This window comes from Flavobacterium sp. (assembly GCF_035760125.1).
Lineage (GTDB): Bacteria > Bacteroidota > Bacteroidia > Flavobacteriales > Flavobacteriaceae > Flavobacterium.
In genome coordinates this window covers 1-17,092 of the sequence record NZ_DASTTN010000033.1, presented here as the reverse complement: position 1 = coordinate 17,092, position 17,092 = coordinate 1, and the positions used below count along the sequence as shown (strand labels likewise).

The window sequence follows — 17,092 nt, the reverse complement described above, 5'->3', positions numbered from 1 at the left end:
GCTTGCTAAATCTAGAGTTACAACACGTTTGTTGAATAATATACGGGAAACTTTCTTTTGAATTATTCTTAAAGCAAGACCTTCAGCAATAGCCGATTTACCAACACCTGGTTCACCTATTAATAAAGGATTATTCTTTTTACGACGACTCAAAATTTGTGAAACACGTTCTATTTCTTTTTCACGTCCTACCACAGGATCTAATTTGCCCTCTTCCGCCATTTCTGTTAAATCTCTCCCAAAATTGTCAAGGACAGGGGTTTTAGATTTTTTATTTGACTTGTTGGCGGGATTATTGAAATTACCTTCCTTGAGGCTGTCATCTTGTCCTGAATCGTCATTGTAAGATTCGTTTTTTGGCAAGTTTTCTAAAAAATCGTCTTCGTTTGGAGTCATATTTATGTATTGTTCTTTAGCTACGTCATAATCGATTTTAAGTTTATTCAATAGCTTGGTTGTAGGATCATTTTCGTTTCTCAAGATACACAACAGTAAGTGTGCAGTGCTGATTGATGAGCTTTGGAAAACTTTTGCTTCTAAAAAAGTAGTCTTCAAAGCACGTTCTGCTTGACGTGTCAGATGTAAATTTTTCTTTTCTACACTTACATCAATGCTAGGGTTGGCGGGGCTTAGTATTTCAACCTTTCTTCTTAGATGATCAAGATCTACAGACAGGTTGTTAAGGATGTGAATTGCTTTACCATTTCCATCTCTCAGAATGCCAAGCATCAAATGTTCAGTACCTATAAAGTCATGTCCAAGACGCAGTGCCTCTTCTTTGCTATAAGTAATAACGTCTTTTACTCTAGGTGAAAAATTATCATCCATGATTGTTAGGTATTGTTATTGTAAATTTAGTAAATAAGATAGTTAAAAGCAAAAATCATACCTTATAAAAACTCTTACCGCTAATTGACAAAAAAAATGACGAACATATAGTTAAAGACGGTTTAATTTATTAACCAAATAGGAATAAAAATTTGTTAATAAATCGAATAAATTTCTGCCTATTTATACATGAAAACATATTCAGAAAGGTTATATTAGCGGGATTTTTTAAAACAAAATAATTTTAATTTAAGAATATATTATGTCTGAAGGAGAAAAGTTAATTCCTATTAACATTGAGGATGAAATGAAAACTGCCTATATTGATTATTCGATGTCGGTAATTGTATCAAGAGCACTTCCAGATGTTAGAGATGGCTTGAAACCAGTACATCGAAGAGTATTATTTGGTATGCATGATTTAGGGGTAAATTCTAGATCTGCCCATAAAAAGTCTGCAAGAATTGTCGGGGAAGTTCTTGGAAAATATCACCCTCATGGTGATACTTCAGTTTATGATGCTATGGTTCGTATGGCGCAAGAATGGAGTATGCGTTATTTGTTGATAGATGGTCAGGGTAACTTTGGATCTGTGGATGGAGATAGTCCTGCAGCGATGCGTTATACAGAGGCTAGAATGCGTAAGATTTCAGAAGAAATTCTTGCAGATATAGATAAAGAAACAGTTGATTTTAAACTAAATTTTGATGATACATTAGAAGAACCAACAGTTATGCCGACTAGAGTTCCTACACTATTGGTAAATGGTGCAACAGGAATTGCAGTAGGTATGGCAACAAATATGCCTCCTCACAATTTAACAGAAGTTATCAATGGTACGTTAGCTTATATTGATAATAATGATATAGAAGTTGACGAATTGATGACTCATATTAAAGCTCCTGATTTTCCAACTGGAGGTATAATATATGGTTATGAAGGGGTTCGTGAAGCTTTTAAGACTGGTAGAGGTAGGGTAGTGATGCGTGCCAAAGTAGGTTTCGAAGAAGTGGATGGACGTGAGTCTATTATTGTCACCGAAATTCCATACCAAGTTAATAAAGCGGACATGATCAAACGTACTGCTGACTTAGTAAACGAAAAGAAAATTGATGGTATTGCCAATATTCGTGATGAATCGGATAGAAATGGTATGCGTATCGTTTATATATTGAAACGTGATGCCACGCCAAATGTGGTTTTGAATACACTTTATAAGTTTACACAATTGCAGTCTTCTTTCAGTGTAAATAATATTGCAATTGTAAAAGGTCGCCCGCAAATGTTGAATCTAAAAGATCTGATTCATTATTTTGTTGAGCATCGTCATGATGTTGTGACACGTAGAACACAATTCGAATTAAAGAAAGCTGAAGCAAGAGCACATATTTTAGAAGGATTGATTATCGCTTCTGATAATATTGATGAAGTTATTGCGTTAATTAAAGCATCAAAGAACACAGAAGAGGCAAGAGATAAATTAATCGAAAGATTTAAATTGTCAGATATTCAATCTCGTGCGATTGTTGAAATGCGTTTACGTCAATTAACAGGTCTTGAACAAGACAAGTTGAGAGCGGAGTATGATGAAATCATGAAATTGATTGAGTATTTGAAATCCTTATTAGCTGATGTTAATTTAAGAACTGCATTGATAAAAGAAGAACTAACGGAAATTCGTGACAAATATGGGGATGAGCGTCGTTCGCAAATTGAATATTCTGGAGGTGATGTTAGTATAGAAGATTTGATTGCAGATGAGAATGTGGTTATTACGATATCTCATGCTGGTTACATCAAACGTACAAACTTATCTGAATATAAAACACAAAATAGAGGAGGAGTTGGGCAAAAAAGTGCTGGTACAAGAGATCAGGATTTCTTAGAGCATATGTTTGTTGCGACGAATCATCAATATATGATGTTTTTTACTCAAAAAGGAAAATGTTTCTGGATGAGGGTTTATGAAATTCCAGAAGGAAGTAAAACAGCGAAAGGTAGAGCTATTCAGAATTTAGTGAATATTGAGAGTGATGATAAAGTCAAAGCTTTTATATGTACTCAGGATTTAAAAGATAAAGAGTATATCAATAGTCATAATCTTGTAATGGTGACTAAACAAGGTCAGGTTAAGAAAACTTCATTGGAGAAATATTCTAAACCAAGAGTTAATGGTGTTGCTGCAATTACAATTAAAGAAGGTGATGAATTATTGGAAGCTAAGTTGACTAATGGTGAAAGCCAAATCATTTTAGCAGTTAAATCAGGTAAATTGGTTCGTTTTGAAGAAACCAAAACACGTCCAATGGGAAGAACTGCTTCTGGAGTTCGTGGTATTACTTTAAAAGATGAGACTGACGAAGTGATTGGAATGGTAACTGTAAATGATATGAACAGTGAAATTCTAGTAGTTGCTGAAAATGGCTATGGAAAACGTTCTAGTCTAGATGAATATAGAATTACAAACCGTGGAGGTAAAGGAGTTAAAACTCTTAATATTACTGAAAAAACGGGTAAATTAATTTCTATAAATGCTGTAACAGATGCAGATGATTTAATGATTATCAATAAATCTGGCTTAACTATACGAATGGCTGTAGAAGATCTAAGAGTAATGGGAAGAGCTACGCAAGGTGTTAAATTGATTAATATTAAAGGTAATGATTCAATAGCAGCTGTTACTAAAGTAATGAAAGATGATGCAGAAGAAGTAGTAGTTGATGAAGATGGAAATGTTATTGAAGATGCTGTAATCGAAAGAGTGAAGCCTGTTTTGGAAGTGCTTGAAGATGATGGGGCAACTGAAGAGGATGAGGATGAGGGTGACGATGAAGTAGAAGAAGATGACTCTGAGGAAGAGGATGCTGATGATGAGGCATAATTAAACAGTAAAAGAATAAATAAATATAAAATAGATTAATATGAAAAGTAGATATGTAATAATAGCGTCAGCATTATTTTTATCAGTAGCAAGTATTGCTCAAAAAAATGAAATTAAAGCTGCTGAAAAGGCATTAAAAGCTGGTAAGTCTGATGAGGCTATTACAATTTTAACTGGAGCGGAGTCTTTGACTCTAAATGCCCCTGATGCTGAAAAAGCTCAATTTTTATTTGTAAAAGGAAATGCATATTTGGATTTGGCTAATAAAAATATTGAGGCTGATAAGAATTTAAGTCTAGCAGCAAAAGCATATCAAGAATTATTAGAGGCTGAAAAAGCTTCTGGAAAGGTAAAATATTCTACACAAGCTGCGACATCAATAGCTGAAATTAAAGGAAAACTAATTAATTCGGCTATTGAAGATACAAAAGCTAATAAGGATGCAGAGGGAGCTAAAAAGTTATATGAAGCTTATTTATTAGAGAAAAAAGATACTATTAATCTTTATTATGCTGCGTCAACTTATGTAAATGCAAAGGATTATGATACTGCTCTTAAGCTTTATGAAGAGTTGAAAGTTTTGAATTATTCTGGAAAAGGAACGTATTATTATGCGGTTAATAAAGTAAATGGTCAAGAAGATTTTTTCAATACTGCCGCTGACAGGGATCGCATGGTTAAAATGGGAACGCATGAAAAACCAAGAACGGAAAACGTACCTTCTAAAAGAGGAGAAATCTATAAAAACGTAGCTTTAATTTATGTTCAGCAAGGGAAAATGGATTTAGCGAAAAAAGCAGTTTCTGATGCTAGAAAAGCAAATCCAGAAGATACTTCTTTAATATTGACTGAAGCTAATTTGTATCTTGAATCAAAAGATATGGATACTTACAAAAAGTTGATTTCTGAAGCATTGGAAAAAAATCCAAATGATGTGGATTTGATTTTTAATTTAGGTGTCGTTAGTGCTGGAGCTAAAAACTATACTGAAGCGGAGAAATTCTATACTAAAGTTATGGAATTAGATCCGAAATATATCAATGCTTATATCAATATGGCTGCAATGAAGTTGGATAATGAAAAAGCTATCATTGATGAAATGAATAAGCTTGGTAATTCTGCTGATGATATGAAGCGTTATAATGTTTTGAAGAAAAAGCGTGAAGATTTGTTTAGAAGTACAATTCCATATCTAGAGAAAGCGGTAGCATTAGATCCTAAAAATGTTGATGTTGCAAAAACATTATTGAATGTTTACAGCGCATTAGAAATGACTACAGAGTATAAAGCTTTAAAGACGAAAATGTAGTTTTTACTAATTAGTGAAATAAAATCCTGCTCGAATATAACATTCGATGCAGGATTTTTTATTTTATGGTATTATGTTTAAAAAAAAACAGCTAGTTATTTATTTTAAGGTTATTAATAGTGATATAGGTTGATGTTTAATAAGGTTTTTTTGTTGATTGGTATTGTAAAAATAGGTATAAAGTAAATCGGATATTTTGTATTATAGCGAATAAAGTAGCTATAAGGTGGTAATGTTTTGATATTTCACGGTTTACTTTTGAAATAAATTAAAAAGACAATAGTGATTGCCTTATTTTACGAAATCGTTATTTTTATGTTAAGATTTATTAATATTTTATTTGTATAATCAAAAAATAATTTTATTTTAGAGCAAAATTATGAGTTAAGAAAACGATGTAGTTGATGAAAAAGATATGTAAACTAAGTATTGTTAATTATATGTAATTTAAATAGAATGAATTATTCCAAATTGTTTAACCTAAAAAATAAATATGAAAAAAAAACTACTTTCTTTTAAAATGTTTTGAAAAATCGTTTTCTAGAGTAGAAAATCTATTTTGAAATTCTAGCCAATAAATTTTAAACATTACATTTTTACCCTTTAATATTTTATTTCTTTCTTTTTAGTTTATTAAGTAGTATAGTTATTAATAAATTATAGAAGGAGTAAAAAAAAGTTTTTGCATTATTTTTTTGCAAAATTATCAACCCCTAATACTAACAACTAAACTTAACCTAATGAAAAGAAAATTTGTAATGCTATCAATAGTGTTATTGATAAATGCTGGTGTGTACGCACAAAAGGACCAAATAAAAGCTGCTCAGTCAGTTTTTGAAAGTGGAAAATCTCAAGATGCATTGGGTATTTTGAAAAAGACGGAATATTTGATTTTTAATTCTACTGATGAAGAGAAGTCAGACTTCTATTTTTTGAAAGGTAATGTTTTGAAAGATATAGCTTTGAAAAATATTGATATGGCCAATAATCTTTCTTTAGCAGCTGAGGCTTATCAAGAATTGATTAAAGCTGAAAATGAAGCGGGTAAATATAAATATTCATTACAAGCAAATGCTGCTTTGAGAGAGATGAAATCTAAACTTGTCAATGGTGCAGTGGATGATTATAAAGCTGGAAAATTTGCAGAGAGTGCTGAAAAAAGTTATAAGGTCTACTTATTTGATAAAAAAGACACTTTGAATTTATTTAATGCAGCTTCTTCTTCGATGACGGCAAAAGATTATGATTCAGCTATTAAATATTATGAAGAATTAAAAAAAGTTAATTATTCTGGAAAAGGAGTAATTTACTTTGCTGTAAATAAAAAAACAAAAGGTGAGGAAAGTTTTGCTTCTGCAGCGGTTAGGACAGCAAGTATAACTGCGGGATTTCACGAAAAACCGAGAGACGAGTTTTCGCCTTCTAAAAAGTTAGAAATTAATAAAAATTTGGCTTATATCTATCTTGAAAAAAATGATGCTGTTAAAGCGGAAATTTGCTATAATAAAGTTTTAGAACTAGATCCAAATTATATTGATGCTTATATTAATTTAGCTTATGTTAAATTGGAATCTAAAAAGGCTTTAATAGATCAGATGGCGGCATTGGGGAATACTCCAAAAGAAATGGAACTTTATGACCAGTTAAAAAACAAAAAAGACGATTTGGTAAGAAGTGCAATTCCTTATCTTAAAAAAGCATTGACTATTGAGCCTAAAAATCAAGATGTTATGAAGTCTCTATTGGGGGTTTATAGATCTTTGGATATGACTAATGAATACAATTCATTAAAAGCAAGTATGTAGCTTTAAATCATATAAATAAAAAATGCCAGAAAATATTTCTGGCATTTTTTATTTATATGATTTTTTTAATTACTCTTAGTTTGTGAGTATGTTTGTTGGTTTCTGCATTGTAGATTCCTAAATGATCTAATCTGTCAATTCTTACTTTTCCGCTGGCATGAATAATATAATTGTTTTCCATTATTATTCCCACATGTATTATGTTTCCTTCGTCATTGTCAAAAAAAGCTAAATCACCAGGTTCGCTTTCTTCAATAAAACTTAATGCCTCTCCTTGTGTTGCTTGTTGCGATGCATCTCGTAATAATTTATAACCATTTAATTTGTATACCATTTGTGTAAAGCCAGAGCAATCTATTCCAAAAGGTGTTTTTCCGCCCCATAAATAAGGTGCATTCAAATACATAAAAGAAGAGTTTATAATTTTGTTTTTTGGTTTTACGCCACTTATTTTTTCTCCTTCGAAATTAAAATTACTTGAATTAATTTCTGGATAATTTAAAAAGGACAAGGAGGCCCCAAGTGGAATCGGAATCAATATATTTGATGGGGCTACAATATATTCTATCAAATCTGCATTAAGGATGATTGTGTCTGATGAGAGTTGGTTGTAACTGGACTCTGTAATAGGTTGAAATTGTTTAGTATCTACCCAGCCTTGATATTGGTCATATTGCATTTTTATATGAGACCACTGTTTATATTGTTCCAAAACTTCAAAATGTTCTCCAAATAAAACTTGAGAAACAATTTCACTTTTATCACTAGTTTCGGCACGAAGTGGAATAATGGCTAAATTACAAATCCCAAACATTTATATAAATTAGAAATTAAAATAATACGAATCAAAAATATTTGTAAAAATAGTAATTTTCAATTCGTATTATTTAATATTTGTATTTTTATTTAAAGTGATATTTATGAAATATTTCTTTCTATAACAAAGGCTGAAGCACCACCACCACCATTACAGATTGCGGCAGCTCCATATCTAGCATTGTTTTGTTCCAAAACATTTATTAATGTAACAATTATTCTAACGCCTGAACAACCAAGTGGATGTCCTAATGATACTGCTCCGCCATTAATATTTACTTTTTGATTATCTAGTCCAAGTATTTTAGAATTGGCTAATCCAACTACTGAAAAAGCTTCATTGAATTCAAAATAATCAATTTCATCTAGAGCTAGGTTTGCTTTCGCTAATGCTTTTGGTAATGCTTTTGCAGGACTCGTTGTAAACCATTTTGGTTCTTGGGCGGCATCGGCATATCCTTTTATATATGCTAATGGTTTTAAACCTAAAGAAATTGCTTTTTCTTCACTCATTAAAATAACTGCCGCCGCACCATCATTAATGGTTGATGCATTTGCTGCGGTAACTGTTCCGTCTTTTGTAAATACTGCGTTTAGTGTAGGTATTTTTTCTAGCGAAACATTTGTAAATTCTTCGTCTTTTGAAATAATAATTGGATCGCCTTTTCTTTGAGGAACGGCAACAGGAACTATTTCGTTGTTGAATTTCCCTTCACTCCAAGCTTTAGCTGAACGCTCGTAAGATTGGATTGCAAAATTATCTTGTTCTTCTCTTGATATTTTATATTCAGTAGCACATAGATCAGCAGAAACACCCATGGCATTGTTATCATAAGCATCTGTTAATCCATCTTTTTGCATTCCGTCTACCATTGTACTAGGTCCGAATTTAGTTCCGTTTCTTAAATTCATATAATGCGGAATCAAACTCATGTTTTCCATTCCTCCGGCAACAACAATTTCAGCATCTCCACATTGGATGGCTTGTGATCCTAACATTAGAGCTTTCATTCCAGAAGCACATACTTTATTGACAGTAGTACAGGCAACATTATTGGAGAGACCTGCATAAATTGCAGCTTGACGTGCTGGAGCTTGACCTACGCCAGCCTGCACGACATTTCCCATAAAAACTTCGTCAACTAAATTTGGATCTAATTGTATTTTTTCTAATGCACCTTTAATGGCTATTGCGCCTAATTTTGGTGCGGTAATTGTAGATAATCCTCCCATAAAACTGCCGATTGGTGTTCTAACGGCAGAAACGATAACAACTCTTTTGCTCATGTTTATTATATGTTGATTTATTATAGCAAATTTAAACTTATTTTATAAAATTCAAATTTTTAATGGATTTAAATTGGGATATATTTAACGGATCTCTGTTTTTTTGTTTATTTCTGCTTAATTTACTAATAATTTAAATTTGCTAATTTCGAGATAAGATGAATCTTTCATTGGAAAATATTGCGTTACTATGTTTTGTATTTCGTTTCATATTTTATGAAACATAATAGTTTCTTTAGTTGTAATTCAATATATAGTAAAAAATTTAAAATTATAAGAATTAGGAATGAGGGGGGAAATTAATATTTTTTAAAAAAAAAAGTTTTTCATAATTAGTGATAATAGCCTCTTTCAAGTTTTTTATTTAAAAAAATGATTTTTTGAACGATACTTATATCTTTGATAGTGAAGTGATTTGAATAAATAGTGGAAAAATGTGAAAAAAAAGTTCTAAAATAGTTGTGAGAAACGTAAACATGTCTTAAGTTTGCAACCGCAAAACAGGACACGTTTCCTAAGGTTTTGGAGAGGTGCCAGAGCGGTAATGGAGCAGATTGCTAATCTGTCGACGAGTAATCGTCGCCAGGGTTCGAGTCCCTGTCTCTCCGCAATTTATTTATGATTAAGAATTTTAGCAAGATTCAAATATTTTAGTATATTTTCATAAATAAATTTTAGAATGTTTTCGGGGTGTAGCGTAGCTCGGTTATCGCGCCTGCTTTGGGAGCAGGAGGCCGCAGGTTCGAATCCTGCCACCCCGACTAATAAAAATAATGGACGCATAGCTCAGCTGGATAGAGCACCTGCCTTCTAAGCAGGCGGTCGAAGGTTCGAATCCTTCTGCGTTCACCGGGAAACCCACTGATTTCAGTGGGTTTTTTGTTTTTACTACTTTTTTATTTCTATATTTACAGCAACAAAACACTACTTTTTGCGACTTTTTTGCATATTTTTTGCATATGAAAATAGTGGATAGAAATTAAAACTGTCCTACTTGGGATAATATTCAATCTAAATTAATTGGTGTTTTGAACCTTTTCAGTTATTTTTTGTTCCCTTTTTTCAACAAAAATTCTTCGCTGTAAATCGTCAGCAAAAAGTGGACTGATTTAGACAAAATAACATGAAACAATTACAAACAAACTTTTATCAATTTTCAATTCAATGACTGTATTTGATCAATTTGTAGAATTATATTTTTAAGTACACAATAGCCCAGTGGTTGATGTTAAGTTATAAAATTCATGAATCCATTATTGAAATTTTTTAAAACAGCTCTTGTTATTCTCCAATTTTATAAGATTTAGGATTCGAAGTGTTCATCATCTGCATCTTTTTAAACGGTTTCCATCCATAGTGCAGGTATGAGTAATATTTGTATAAAAAAACCACCAGCTTTCACTGATGGTTTTGTGTATGAAAAAATTATAAATTTTACAACTCATCTTCTAGGAATCCCGTTCTTTTATGTCCGGCAAATTTGTAAATAATGCCTGGTTCAGAAGGAAATTCAGCTTCAAAGTAAATACTGTCGACAACATGTCCTGCAAAGGAATGAGCAGCATTTTTTAAGATTTTCCCATTAGTTATAGTGACAGTTGGATCGCGTAGAAAGACAGTTCGGGTTGGGTAAATTTGTTCTGAATTAGGTTTCCCCGAAAATGTTAACGTATTAAAGTCTTTTGCTTGGACTTTAGTTTTAAGTCCAAATCCTGCATTTGGATCATGGTCGTCAATCCAAAAGTTTTCATCGTTAGAAGAGGCATTATATGTTGTGTATAAAAGATAGTTTGTAACTGGTGTTACTCCGTCTGATTCAAGAGCAATAATATGCCAATCGCCTGCAAAATTTTGGGTCGTTGTACCGCCTCCTTCGGGGTTGCCACCTTCATCACATGAAATAATAAGTGTTAATAAAAATATTGTTAAGAATACTTTTGTGACTTTTTCTTTTAGTATGTTCATTTTTATTGATTTTTAGGGTTGAACTTGTTCTAAAGTAGATATAAATGAGTAAGTTGAAGGAGGGTCATCCTCGGTTATCCAAGTACAATTTAGAGTAATCACTTTTGTCGTAGGGTTTACATTTAAAGCTGTTATGTTTGCGGTTCCTCCAAAATTAGAATTTGCTAGGGGATTCCCTGGGAAGGTGAAGTTATTAGAAGGGATGTCTCCGGAAATTGTTCCGCCTGGAGTAGCGCCAACGGCACCAAAATCCCTTCCTATATCATACCAGCCTCCAAAGGCATCGGATACTTCATATGTGTTGTCTGTATTCTTCCATATATAAACATATTCCATGTCTTCTGAAGAGCCCTGTGCAGGATTTAATAAGCTTCCATTTCTTGTTACAGTAGAAATGTATACTCCCTCAATACTGTTTACTAAATCCCCTGTTTTGTATACTATTACTTTTCGAGTGATACTACCAGAGAAATCATCTTTGTTTTTCGCAGAATATGTAATGGAATATTCGTCAACTACATCAGTGTTTATATTTTTTTCGCCTTTATATTTTCCAGCGCCGACAACAGTTGTATATGGAATTGTGTTTCCACCTTCGGTTGCAATTATACCTGGGTCCGTAAAGTCACTTCCGAGTGGGACGAACATAGTTTCGTCTCCATTAAATGTTAACAAAGGGTAATTTGTAACCTTTGATACATTATCAGTAGATGTTTCGGAACACGATACAGCTATTATTGCTAATAAAAAATAAAATATTTTTTTCATCTTGTATATTTTTAGATTATTTAGCCCACCATACTGGTGTTGTTATCTTTTCAAGATCTGGTGCAAATCGGTTTCTTGTTTGTACCGTGTTTGGATAAACAAATCTTCTAGGAAAAACTCCTCCTGTAAGCCCTTCTATGGAGTAGGCCAATTCTCCAGGTATATATCCAGCATTTGATTGTTCAACAGCTGATATTTTTGGGTAACCAGTTCTGTTTTGGTCAAAGAAGGCTTCAAATCCATTTGCAGGAAATCCTGATATCCATTTTTGTGTCATGATAGCTTTTAAATTGGCATCAAGAGTTCCGTCAGGATATTTATAGACACCTGTTGCAGTTATGAACGGAGCTCCGTCCTTAGAATATCTTTTGAATGCTTCTAATACTCCAGCATCATATTTTTCCTTTGCTCCAGCTCCGCCAAAATAACGCGCCAAAGCCTCTGCTTGTAGGAACAAACTCTCGGTTCTGCTCATGAAATAGAGTGGGTCTATAGCGGTTATGATTAATACGGCTACTGCACTTGAACCAAGCGCAGTATTGTTAAAATCACCTTGGTTTAGAGCGACTCCAGCAGTATAAAAATTGTCCCTCCTCGGGTCATTATTGTCGAGTAAAAAAGAATTCATCGTTGTACTCGCTCGAATATTCGTGCCAACGTTTAATTGTCTTCTGTCAGTTTCATAAAAAGGATTACTTCTGTTTGGTGCATCCTCAAATTGAGTTATGGCAGCATCCGTATCCAAGAAAGCAACTCCAGAATTAATTAAATTTGTGATTTCGGTCTGAGCTAAACTAGGATTTACTTTAGTTTGTCTCATATATATCTTTAATAAAAGTGTATTGGCATAGGCTTTCCAATTTTCCATATTCCCACCAAAAACAAAATCATCAGCACCTGGTGTTTCTCCAATTGATGTAGTCAAATCCTTTGCAAGAGCAGTTTTTAAATCATTAATCATTAGATCATAAACTTCTGGACCAGTATTGAATTTTGGCTCTAAGATATCTTGTTGATTTGCCTCTGTATAGGGTATGTCACCATAAAAATCGGTCATTAATTGGGAAGCATGTACTTCCAAGGTCGTTGCGATCAAATAATATTTCCAATTTCCTTGTTCGAACGCTTTTCTTTTAACACTTCTGAGATCACCCAAACCATCGTACATAGCAGACCAGGCTCTGTTATAGTCGTTTGTCCCTGCGGTATATGCATCAAGGTTTCTATATTGGGATGCAGTGTTGCTTTGTGTATAGTATTGTGCCCAAAATCCTCCGAATATTGTATAGTATGCGCCCTGAGCACCTGCAATCCCTGCCATACCAGCGGGTAGTTGTAATGCTAAAGTTGTGGCCTGCGGACTCAAATTGTCCGGATCGTAATTTATATCAAAATCTTTTTCAGAACATGCTGAAAATACTGATAAAGCTGAAATTAATAGTAATGTCTTTTTCATTTTGTCTGTTTTAGAATGATACTTTAAGTACACAGCCATAGGCACGTTGCGATGGATTTGCAGCAAACTCACCATATTCACTTAACAAGTCGTTACCAAAAGAAGTTACCTCAGGATCAACATATGGATTTTTGTCAGGAGTCCACATGAATAAGTTTCTGCCATATATACCTATTGTAAATTTTGTTAAACCTATCTTTTCAACAATTTTTTTGTCTAAATTGTAGTACAGGCTTATGTCTCTCATGCGAACATAAGTTTTGTCAATTAAAAAAGCACCTTGAGTGGCTGGGTTTTGGTTGTCATTAAAATAAGAATAAAAATCTTCTAAAGCGATTGGAGTTGTGTTTTCAGAATAAGTTCCGTCTCCGTTGTCATTTACTGAGTTAGGAATAATAAATGTATTTCTGTCATTGTAAGTTGTTTCTATACCATTACCTACAAAATAAGATAAATTTTTTGTTTGAGAGTACATTTTACCACCTTCTTTCCAATCAAAAGAAAAAGACAGACTTAGGTTTTTATATTTGAATGTGTTTTGTAGCCCCATAATAAATTTTCGTTGTCCGTTTCCTAATAACTCTACATCATCGGATTGAATGTATAAACCTGTATTAGGGTCCACAATAAACTGACCAGCATCATTTTTTTTAGGTACTAATCCATAAAAAGATCCGATCGGTTCACCTTCTTTAGCCGAAAAGGTTATACCGCCTGAAGTGGGGCCAAAATCAATTCTGCGATCATCAAGTACTTTGGTAACCTCGTTTAGATTTTTTGTAAAAGTGTAATTGATTTCCCAAGAAAAACTTTCTCCTTTAATTGGTTTTAATCCTAGCGCTATTTCTATACCTCTGTTTTCTACATCCCCAATATTTAAAGCTTTCGTTGTAAAACCTGTTGATGGATCCAAAGGAACCGAAACAATTAGGTCTTTTGTTTTTCTATTGTAAATGGCTGCGTCTAAAGAGATGCGTTTTTTAAGAAAATTAGCTTCAGTACCAATTTCAAATTCGCTGGTTCGCTCTGGTTTTAAATCAGGATTACCTAAAATTCCAGACGCTTCAAAGAAACCAACCCCTCCTAATGGAGATATTATGTCTCCAAAACCTGCATCTGCACTACCATTAATAAATGAATTCGCAGTTTGGTATGGGTTTGTATCGTTTGCAACCTGTGACCATGAACCCCTCAGTTTTAAGAAGGTTTGCTCATTGTCGATTACTATTCCGCTTAAGGAAACAGAAGGGTAGAAATAAGTATTATTGTCTGGCGGCAAAGTAGATGATTTGTCTTGTCGTCCGGTAAGAGTAAGGAAGTATTTATTGCTATATGAGAGTTCTGCTTGAGCATAAATTCCAAAGTTTTTCCTTAATGTATTGTTTTGTGATATTTCAGGTCTTGTTGCGGTGTTAGTTAATTCATAAAAATTAGAAATGATGAGATTGGTTATCGAAGCTGTTAAAAAGTCGGTCTCTCTTTTGTTGTAGTTTACACCTGCCAATAAGTTTATCTTGAAATTATCATTTATATCTTTAATATAATTTAAATTAAAATATGTGTCAAATTCGCTCCTTTCAAGTCTGCTTTCAGTTACACCACCCACAGTTTCTTGAGTACCGGCCAAATTTTGTGCAGATCCAGGGTCGAAATTAACAATTGCACCATGACTTTTAATGTTTTCTAATTTATAATTTCCTCCTACTTGCCATGTTGCGGTAAGGTTTTCAGTTATATTATAGTTAAAACTAGTGTTCCCAAAAAAACTTTGTCCTAGAATTTTTGTTCTATTTTCATTCAATGCCCAATAAGGGTTTGCGGCATAAGGAGTAAAATAATAACTGGGGGAATTAAAAGGATTATTTTTGTAATCTTTTAAGTCGACAACACTTATATCTCTCGGTATTTGTAATAATTCAGGGATGAAGGTGTCACCTTCTCCAGCATTGTCATTTTGTCCTGTGTTAACTGCACTTTGATCTTTATTGGTGTAATTAAAACTTATACGAATGGATCCTTTTTCGTTTTTTACACCACCATTGAAGCTTAAAGCATTTTTTAAATATTTGTCTGCATTCGTTGGAATTACTCCATCACTATTGAGTTTAGTAAAACCAAGTGAAAAATCGGAAAAATTATTTCCTGCACTTAGATTTATATTGGTTGACGTTAGTAAGCCAACATCATAAAAATCTTTTACGTTATCTTCTAATGCAACATATGGTTTGATTTGTTGTGAATTATTGTACACTGTTCCCCAAGGTCTGATTTCCCCATTAAAAGCTGGTCCCCATGATCCATTTTCATTACTTGGGCCAGGACCAGTTGAAAGTTGGGAATAGCCTAAACCATTCCATCCTTGTCCATAAGAGTTTTGTAAATGTGGAACACGTGCTACTTCACTCATCTCAACAGTTGATACGAAGTCAATGTTTATTTTTGATTGGTTTTTCCCTTTTTTTGTAGTTATAATGATAGCACCTCGCCCAGCTCTTGATCCATATAAGGCGGTTGCGGCAGCTCCTTTCAGGAAGGTTATTGTTTCAATACTATTGGGATCAATATCGTTAATACCCGTTCCCGCATCGTATGATCTATCTATTGATGATCCGTCTTGTCTTGTTTGGCTCGCACTACCATCATTATTAATAGGTGTTCCATCTACTACATATAATGGCTGGTTTGTCCCAGATATAGAACCAATACCTCTAACTATTACTTTTGTAGAGGAACCCGGCTGTGTAGGGGCGCTAATGTCGACACCAGCAATTTTTCCAGATAAACTTTCAATTGGATTATTAGTGGTTACATTGGTAATTTGCTCTTTGTTTAATGTAGTTGAAGCATACCCAAGAGTTTTTTTCTCTCTTTTAATACCTAAGGCTGTAACAACAACACTTTCTAATTGCGTTGCATCGCTGATCATTTTTACGTTAATCGTCGTTGAGCTTGCAATTTTCTCTGTCGTTTTTGTTCCAAGATAGCTGAATATCAGTACATCGCTTGGTTTTGCTTTGATAGAGAATTTCCCGTCAAAATCTGATTGTATTCCAGTTTTTGTTCCTTTTATTAATATACTCACACCTGGTAAGGGTATGCCTACATCGTCGGAAACAATTCCAGAAACAGATCTTTCTTGCGCAAAGTTTAATTGCGCCATTAGCACTACTAAAAGCACTAAGAATCCATTGAACTTTAGTTTCATCTTTTAAACGTTTTTGAATTGGTACTTTACAAATCACAATAATTTGTTAAAGATACTGATAAATAGGTAGTTATGTATTTTTTAACTTAAAATTTAACATTATAGCGATTACTAATTTATGTTATAAAAAAAAAAATATATGAAAAAATTGGACTCTGTCACATCTAAAACTAAGTTTTATCTTTCCCTTTTTAAACTCTTAAACTCATGAATGCAAAAGGTCATTGTTATCCAAAGTCTATTATTCTGCAGGCTGTATATTTTAAGCTTAGGTTTACATTAAGTTATCGGGATGTTGAAGAGATCATGAAAATGTGTGGAGTTGATGTTGACCATGCTACAATTCAACGGTGGGTATATAAGTTTGCACTATTAATGGAGATGCAAATGAAGAAACGAAAAATACAAGTTGGAGGTAGTTGGAGAATGGGCGAGACTTATATTAATAAAGGGCAATAGTGTTATTTGTATAGGGCAGTTGATAAGTCTGGCAATACGGTTGATTTCTTATTGACTAAGAGAAGGCAGAGGATGGGCGCCCAGTCATTTCTAATCAAGGCGATCCATATAATTACAAACCCCGATTAATAAATATTGACAAGAGTGGCTCAAATAGTAGTGCGATTAAATTTTATAACAAATGTTCATTTTCTAAAATAGAGGTTCGACAATGTAAATACCTTGACAATGTAAATACCTTAATAACATAGTAGAACAGGATCATCGTTTTATAAAGTGGGGGATTTTAAATGGTTTAGGTTTAAAAAAAAAA

General features: G+C 33.2%; 12 protein-coding genes and 3 tRNA genes. 8 read left to right on the top strand and 7 right to left on the bottom strand.

Annotation, left to right across the window (positions count from 1 at the left end; translation table 11 throughout):
- The coding region (locus VFS71_RS01675) for a Clp protease N-terminal domain-containing protein (protein ID WP_326398973.1) at positions 1-828 on the bottom strand (828 nt) is incomplete at its 3' end.
- Between the two features lie 262 nt (positions 829-1,090).
- On the opposite strand from VFS71_RS01675, the gene gyrA reads away from it, so the two are divergent.
- The 3 genes from gyrA (at position 1,091) to VFS71_RS01660 (ending at position 6,823) form a co-directional block, all read left to right on the top strand.
- Positions 1,091-3,709 carry a DNA gyrase subunit A gene (gene gyrA / locus VFS71_RS01670; protein ID WP_326398971.1) on the top strand — a complete coding sequence of 873 codons (2,619 nt, stop codon included), beginning with the start codon at positions 1,091-1,093 and terminating at the stop codon, positions 3,707-3,709.
- 40 nt (positions 3,710-3,749) lie between these two features.
- Positions 3,750-5,018: a tetratricopeptide repeat protein gene (locus VFS71_RS01665; RefSeq protein ID WP_326398969.1), complete on the top strand. Its 1,269-nt coding sequence runs from the start codon at positions 3,750-3,752 to the stop codon at positions 5,016-5,018.
- 740 nt (positions 5,019-5,758) lie between these two features.
- Positions 5,759-6,823: a tetratricopeptide repeat protein gene (locus tag VFS71_RS01660; protein ID WP_326398967.1), complete on the top strand. Its 1,065-nt coding sequence runs from the start codon at positions 5,759-5,761 to the stop codon at positions 6,821-6,823.
- A gap of 52 nt (positions 6,824-6,875) precedes the next feature.
- Here the strand turns inward: VFS71_RS01660 and VFS71_RS01655 are convergent, their stop codons facing one another.
- Positions 6,876-7,637: a C40 family peptidase gene (locus VFS71_RS01655; protein ID WP_326398966.1), complete on the bottom strand. Its 762-nt coding sequence runs from the start codon at positions 7,635-7,637 to the stop codon at positions 6,876-6,878.
- Between the two features lie 104 nt (positions 7,638-7,741).
- Positions 7,742-8,926: an acetyl-CoA C-acyltransferase gene (locus VFS71_RS01650; RefSeq protein WP_326398965.1), complete on the bottom strand. Its 1,185-nt coding sequence runs from the start codon at positions 8,924-8,926 to the stop codon at positions 7,742-7,744.
- Positions 8,927-9,450: 524 nt separating this feature from the next.
- Between VFS71_RS01650 and VFS71_RS01645 the strand changes: the two genes are divergently transcribed.
- The 3 genes from VFS71_RS01645 to VFS71_RS01635 all read left to right on the top strand — a co-directional run bounded on the left by VFS71_RS01645 (position 9,451) and on the right by VFS71_RS01635 (position 9,775).
- Positions 9,451-9,534, top strand: a tRNA-Ser gene (locus VFS71_RS01645).
- Between the two features lie 78 nt (positions 9,535-9,612).
- Positions 9,613-9,687, top strand: a tRNA-Pro gene (locus VFS71_RS01640).
- A 14-nt stretch (positions 9,688-9,701) separates the two neighbouring features.
- Positions 9,702-9,775: transfer RNA gene (locus VFS71_RS01635), tRNA-Arg, on the top strand.
- Between the two features lie 585 nt (positions 9,776-10,360).
- Here VFS71_RS01635 and VFS71_RS01630 read toward each other — a convergent pair.
- From VFS71_RS01630 to VFS71_RS01615, 4 genes are read right to left on the bottom strand one after another with little or no spacing between them, the layout of a single operon-like run.
- Positions 10,361-10,891, bottom strand: a complete 531-nt coding sequence (locus VFS71_RS01630) for a lipid-binding protein (protein WP_326398964.1) — start codon at positions 10,889-10,891, stop codon at positions 10,361-10,363.
- A gap of 12 nt (positions 10,892-10,903) precedes the next feature.
- Positions 10,904-11,659: an immunoglobulin-like domain-containing protein gene (locus tag VFS71_RS01625; protein ID WP_326398962.1), complete on the bottom strand. Its 756-nt coding sequence runs from the start codon at positions 11,657-11,659 to the stop codon at positions 10,904-10,906.
- 16 nt (positions 11,660-11,675) lie between these two features.
- A complete protein-coding gene (locus tag VFS71_RS01620; RefSeq protein WP_326398961.1) occupies positions 11,676-13,115 on the bottom strand; it encodes a SusD/RagB family nutrient-binding outer membrane lipoprotein in 1,440 nt (479 codons plus the stop codon).
- A 10-nt stretch (positions 13,116-13,125) separates the two neighbouring features.
- Positions 13,126-16,320: a SusC/RagA family TonB-linked outer membrane protein gene (locus tag VFS71_RS01615; RefSeq protein ID WP_326398960.1), complete on the bottom strand. Its 3,195-nt coding sequence runs from the start codon at positions 16,318-16,320 to the stop codon at positions 13,126-13,128.
- A 207-nt stretch (positions 16,321-16,527) separates the two neighbouring features.
- Here VFS71_RS01615 and VFS71_RS01610 point away from each other — a divergent pair, with 207 nt between their 5' ends.
- Both VFS71_RS01610 and VFS71_RS20235 read left to right on the top strand, forming a co-directional pair.
- A complete protein-coding gene (locus tag VFS71_RS01610; protein ID WP_326398958.1) occupies positions 16,528-16,779 on the top strand; it encodes a hypothetical protein in 252 nt (83 codons plus the stop codon).
- A 6-nt stretch (positions 16,780-16,785) separates the two neighbouring features.
- Entirely contained in the window at positions 16,786-16,908 is a 123-nt protein-coding gene (locus tag VFS71_RS20235; RefSeq protein WP_414655976.1) for a DDE-type integrase/transposase/recombinase, read from the top strand.
- Positions 16,909-17,092 lie beyond the last annotated feature (184 nt).

Excerpts from the sequence above, each read along its gene's own strand:
- VFS71_RS01650 (WP_326398965.1), bottom strand. The coding sequence starts at position 8,926 with ATGAGCAAAAGAGTTGTTATCGTTTCTGCCGTTAGAACACCAATCGGC.
- VFS71_RS01610 (WP_326398958.1), top strand. The coding sequence starts at position 16,528 with ATGAATGCAAAAGGTCATTGTTATCCAAAGTCTATTATTCTGCAGGCT.
- VFS71_RS01615 (WP_326398960.1), bottom strand. The coding sequence starts at position 16,320 with ATGAAACTAAAGTTCAATGGATTCTTAGTGCTTTTAGTAGTGCTAATG.
- VFS71_RS01665 (WP_326398969.1), top strand. The coding sequence starts at position 3,750 with ATGAAAAGTAGATATGTAATAATAGCGTCAGCATTATTTTTATCAGTA.
- VFS71_RS01620 (WP_326398961.1), bottom strand. The coding sequence starts at position 13,115 with ATGAAAAAGACATTACTATTAATTTCAGCTTTATCAGTATTTTCAGCA.
- VFS71_RS01655 (WP_326398966.1), bottom strand. The coding sequence starts at position 7,637 with ATGTTTGGGATTTGTAATTTAGCCATTATTCCACTTCGTGCCGAAACT.
- gyrA (WP_326398971.1), top strand. The coding sequence starts at position 1,091 with ATGTCTGAAGGAGAAAAGTTAATTCCTATTAACATTGAGGATGAAATG.
- VFS71_RS01630 (WP_326398964.1), bottom strand. The coding sequence starts at position 10,891 with ATGAACATACTAAAAGAAAAAGTCACAAAAGTATTCTTAACAATATTT.
- VFS71_RS01660 (WP_326398967.1), top strand. The coding sequence starts at position 5,759 with ATGAAAAGAAAATTTGTAATGCTATCAATAGTGTTATTGATAAATGCT.
- VFS71_RS01625 (WP_326398962.1), bottom strand. The coding sequence starts at position 11,659 with ATGAAAAAAATATTTTATTTTTTATTAGCAATAATAGCTGTATCGTGT.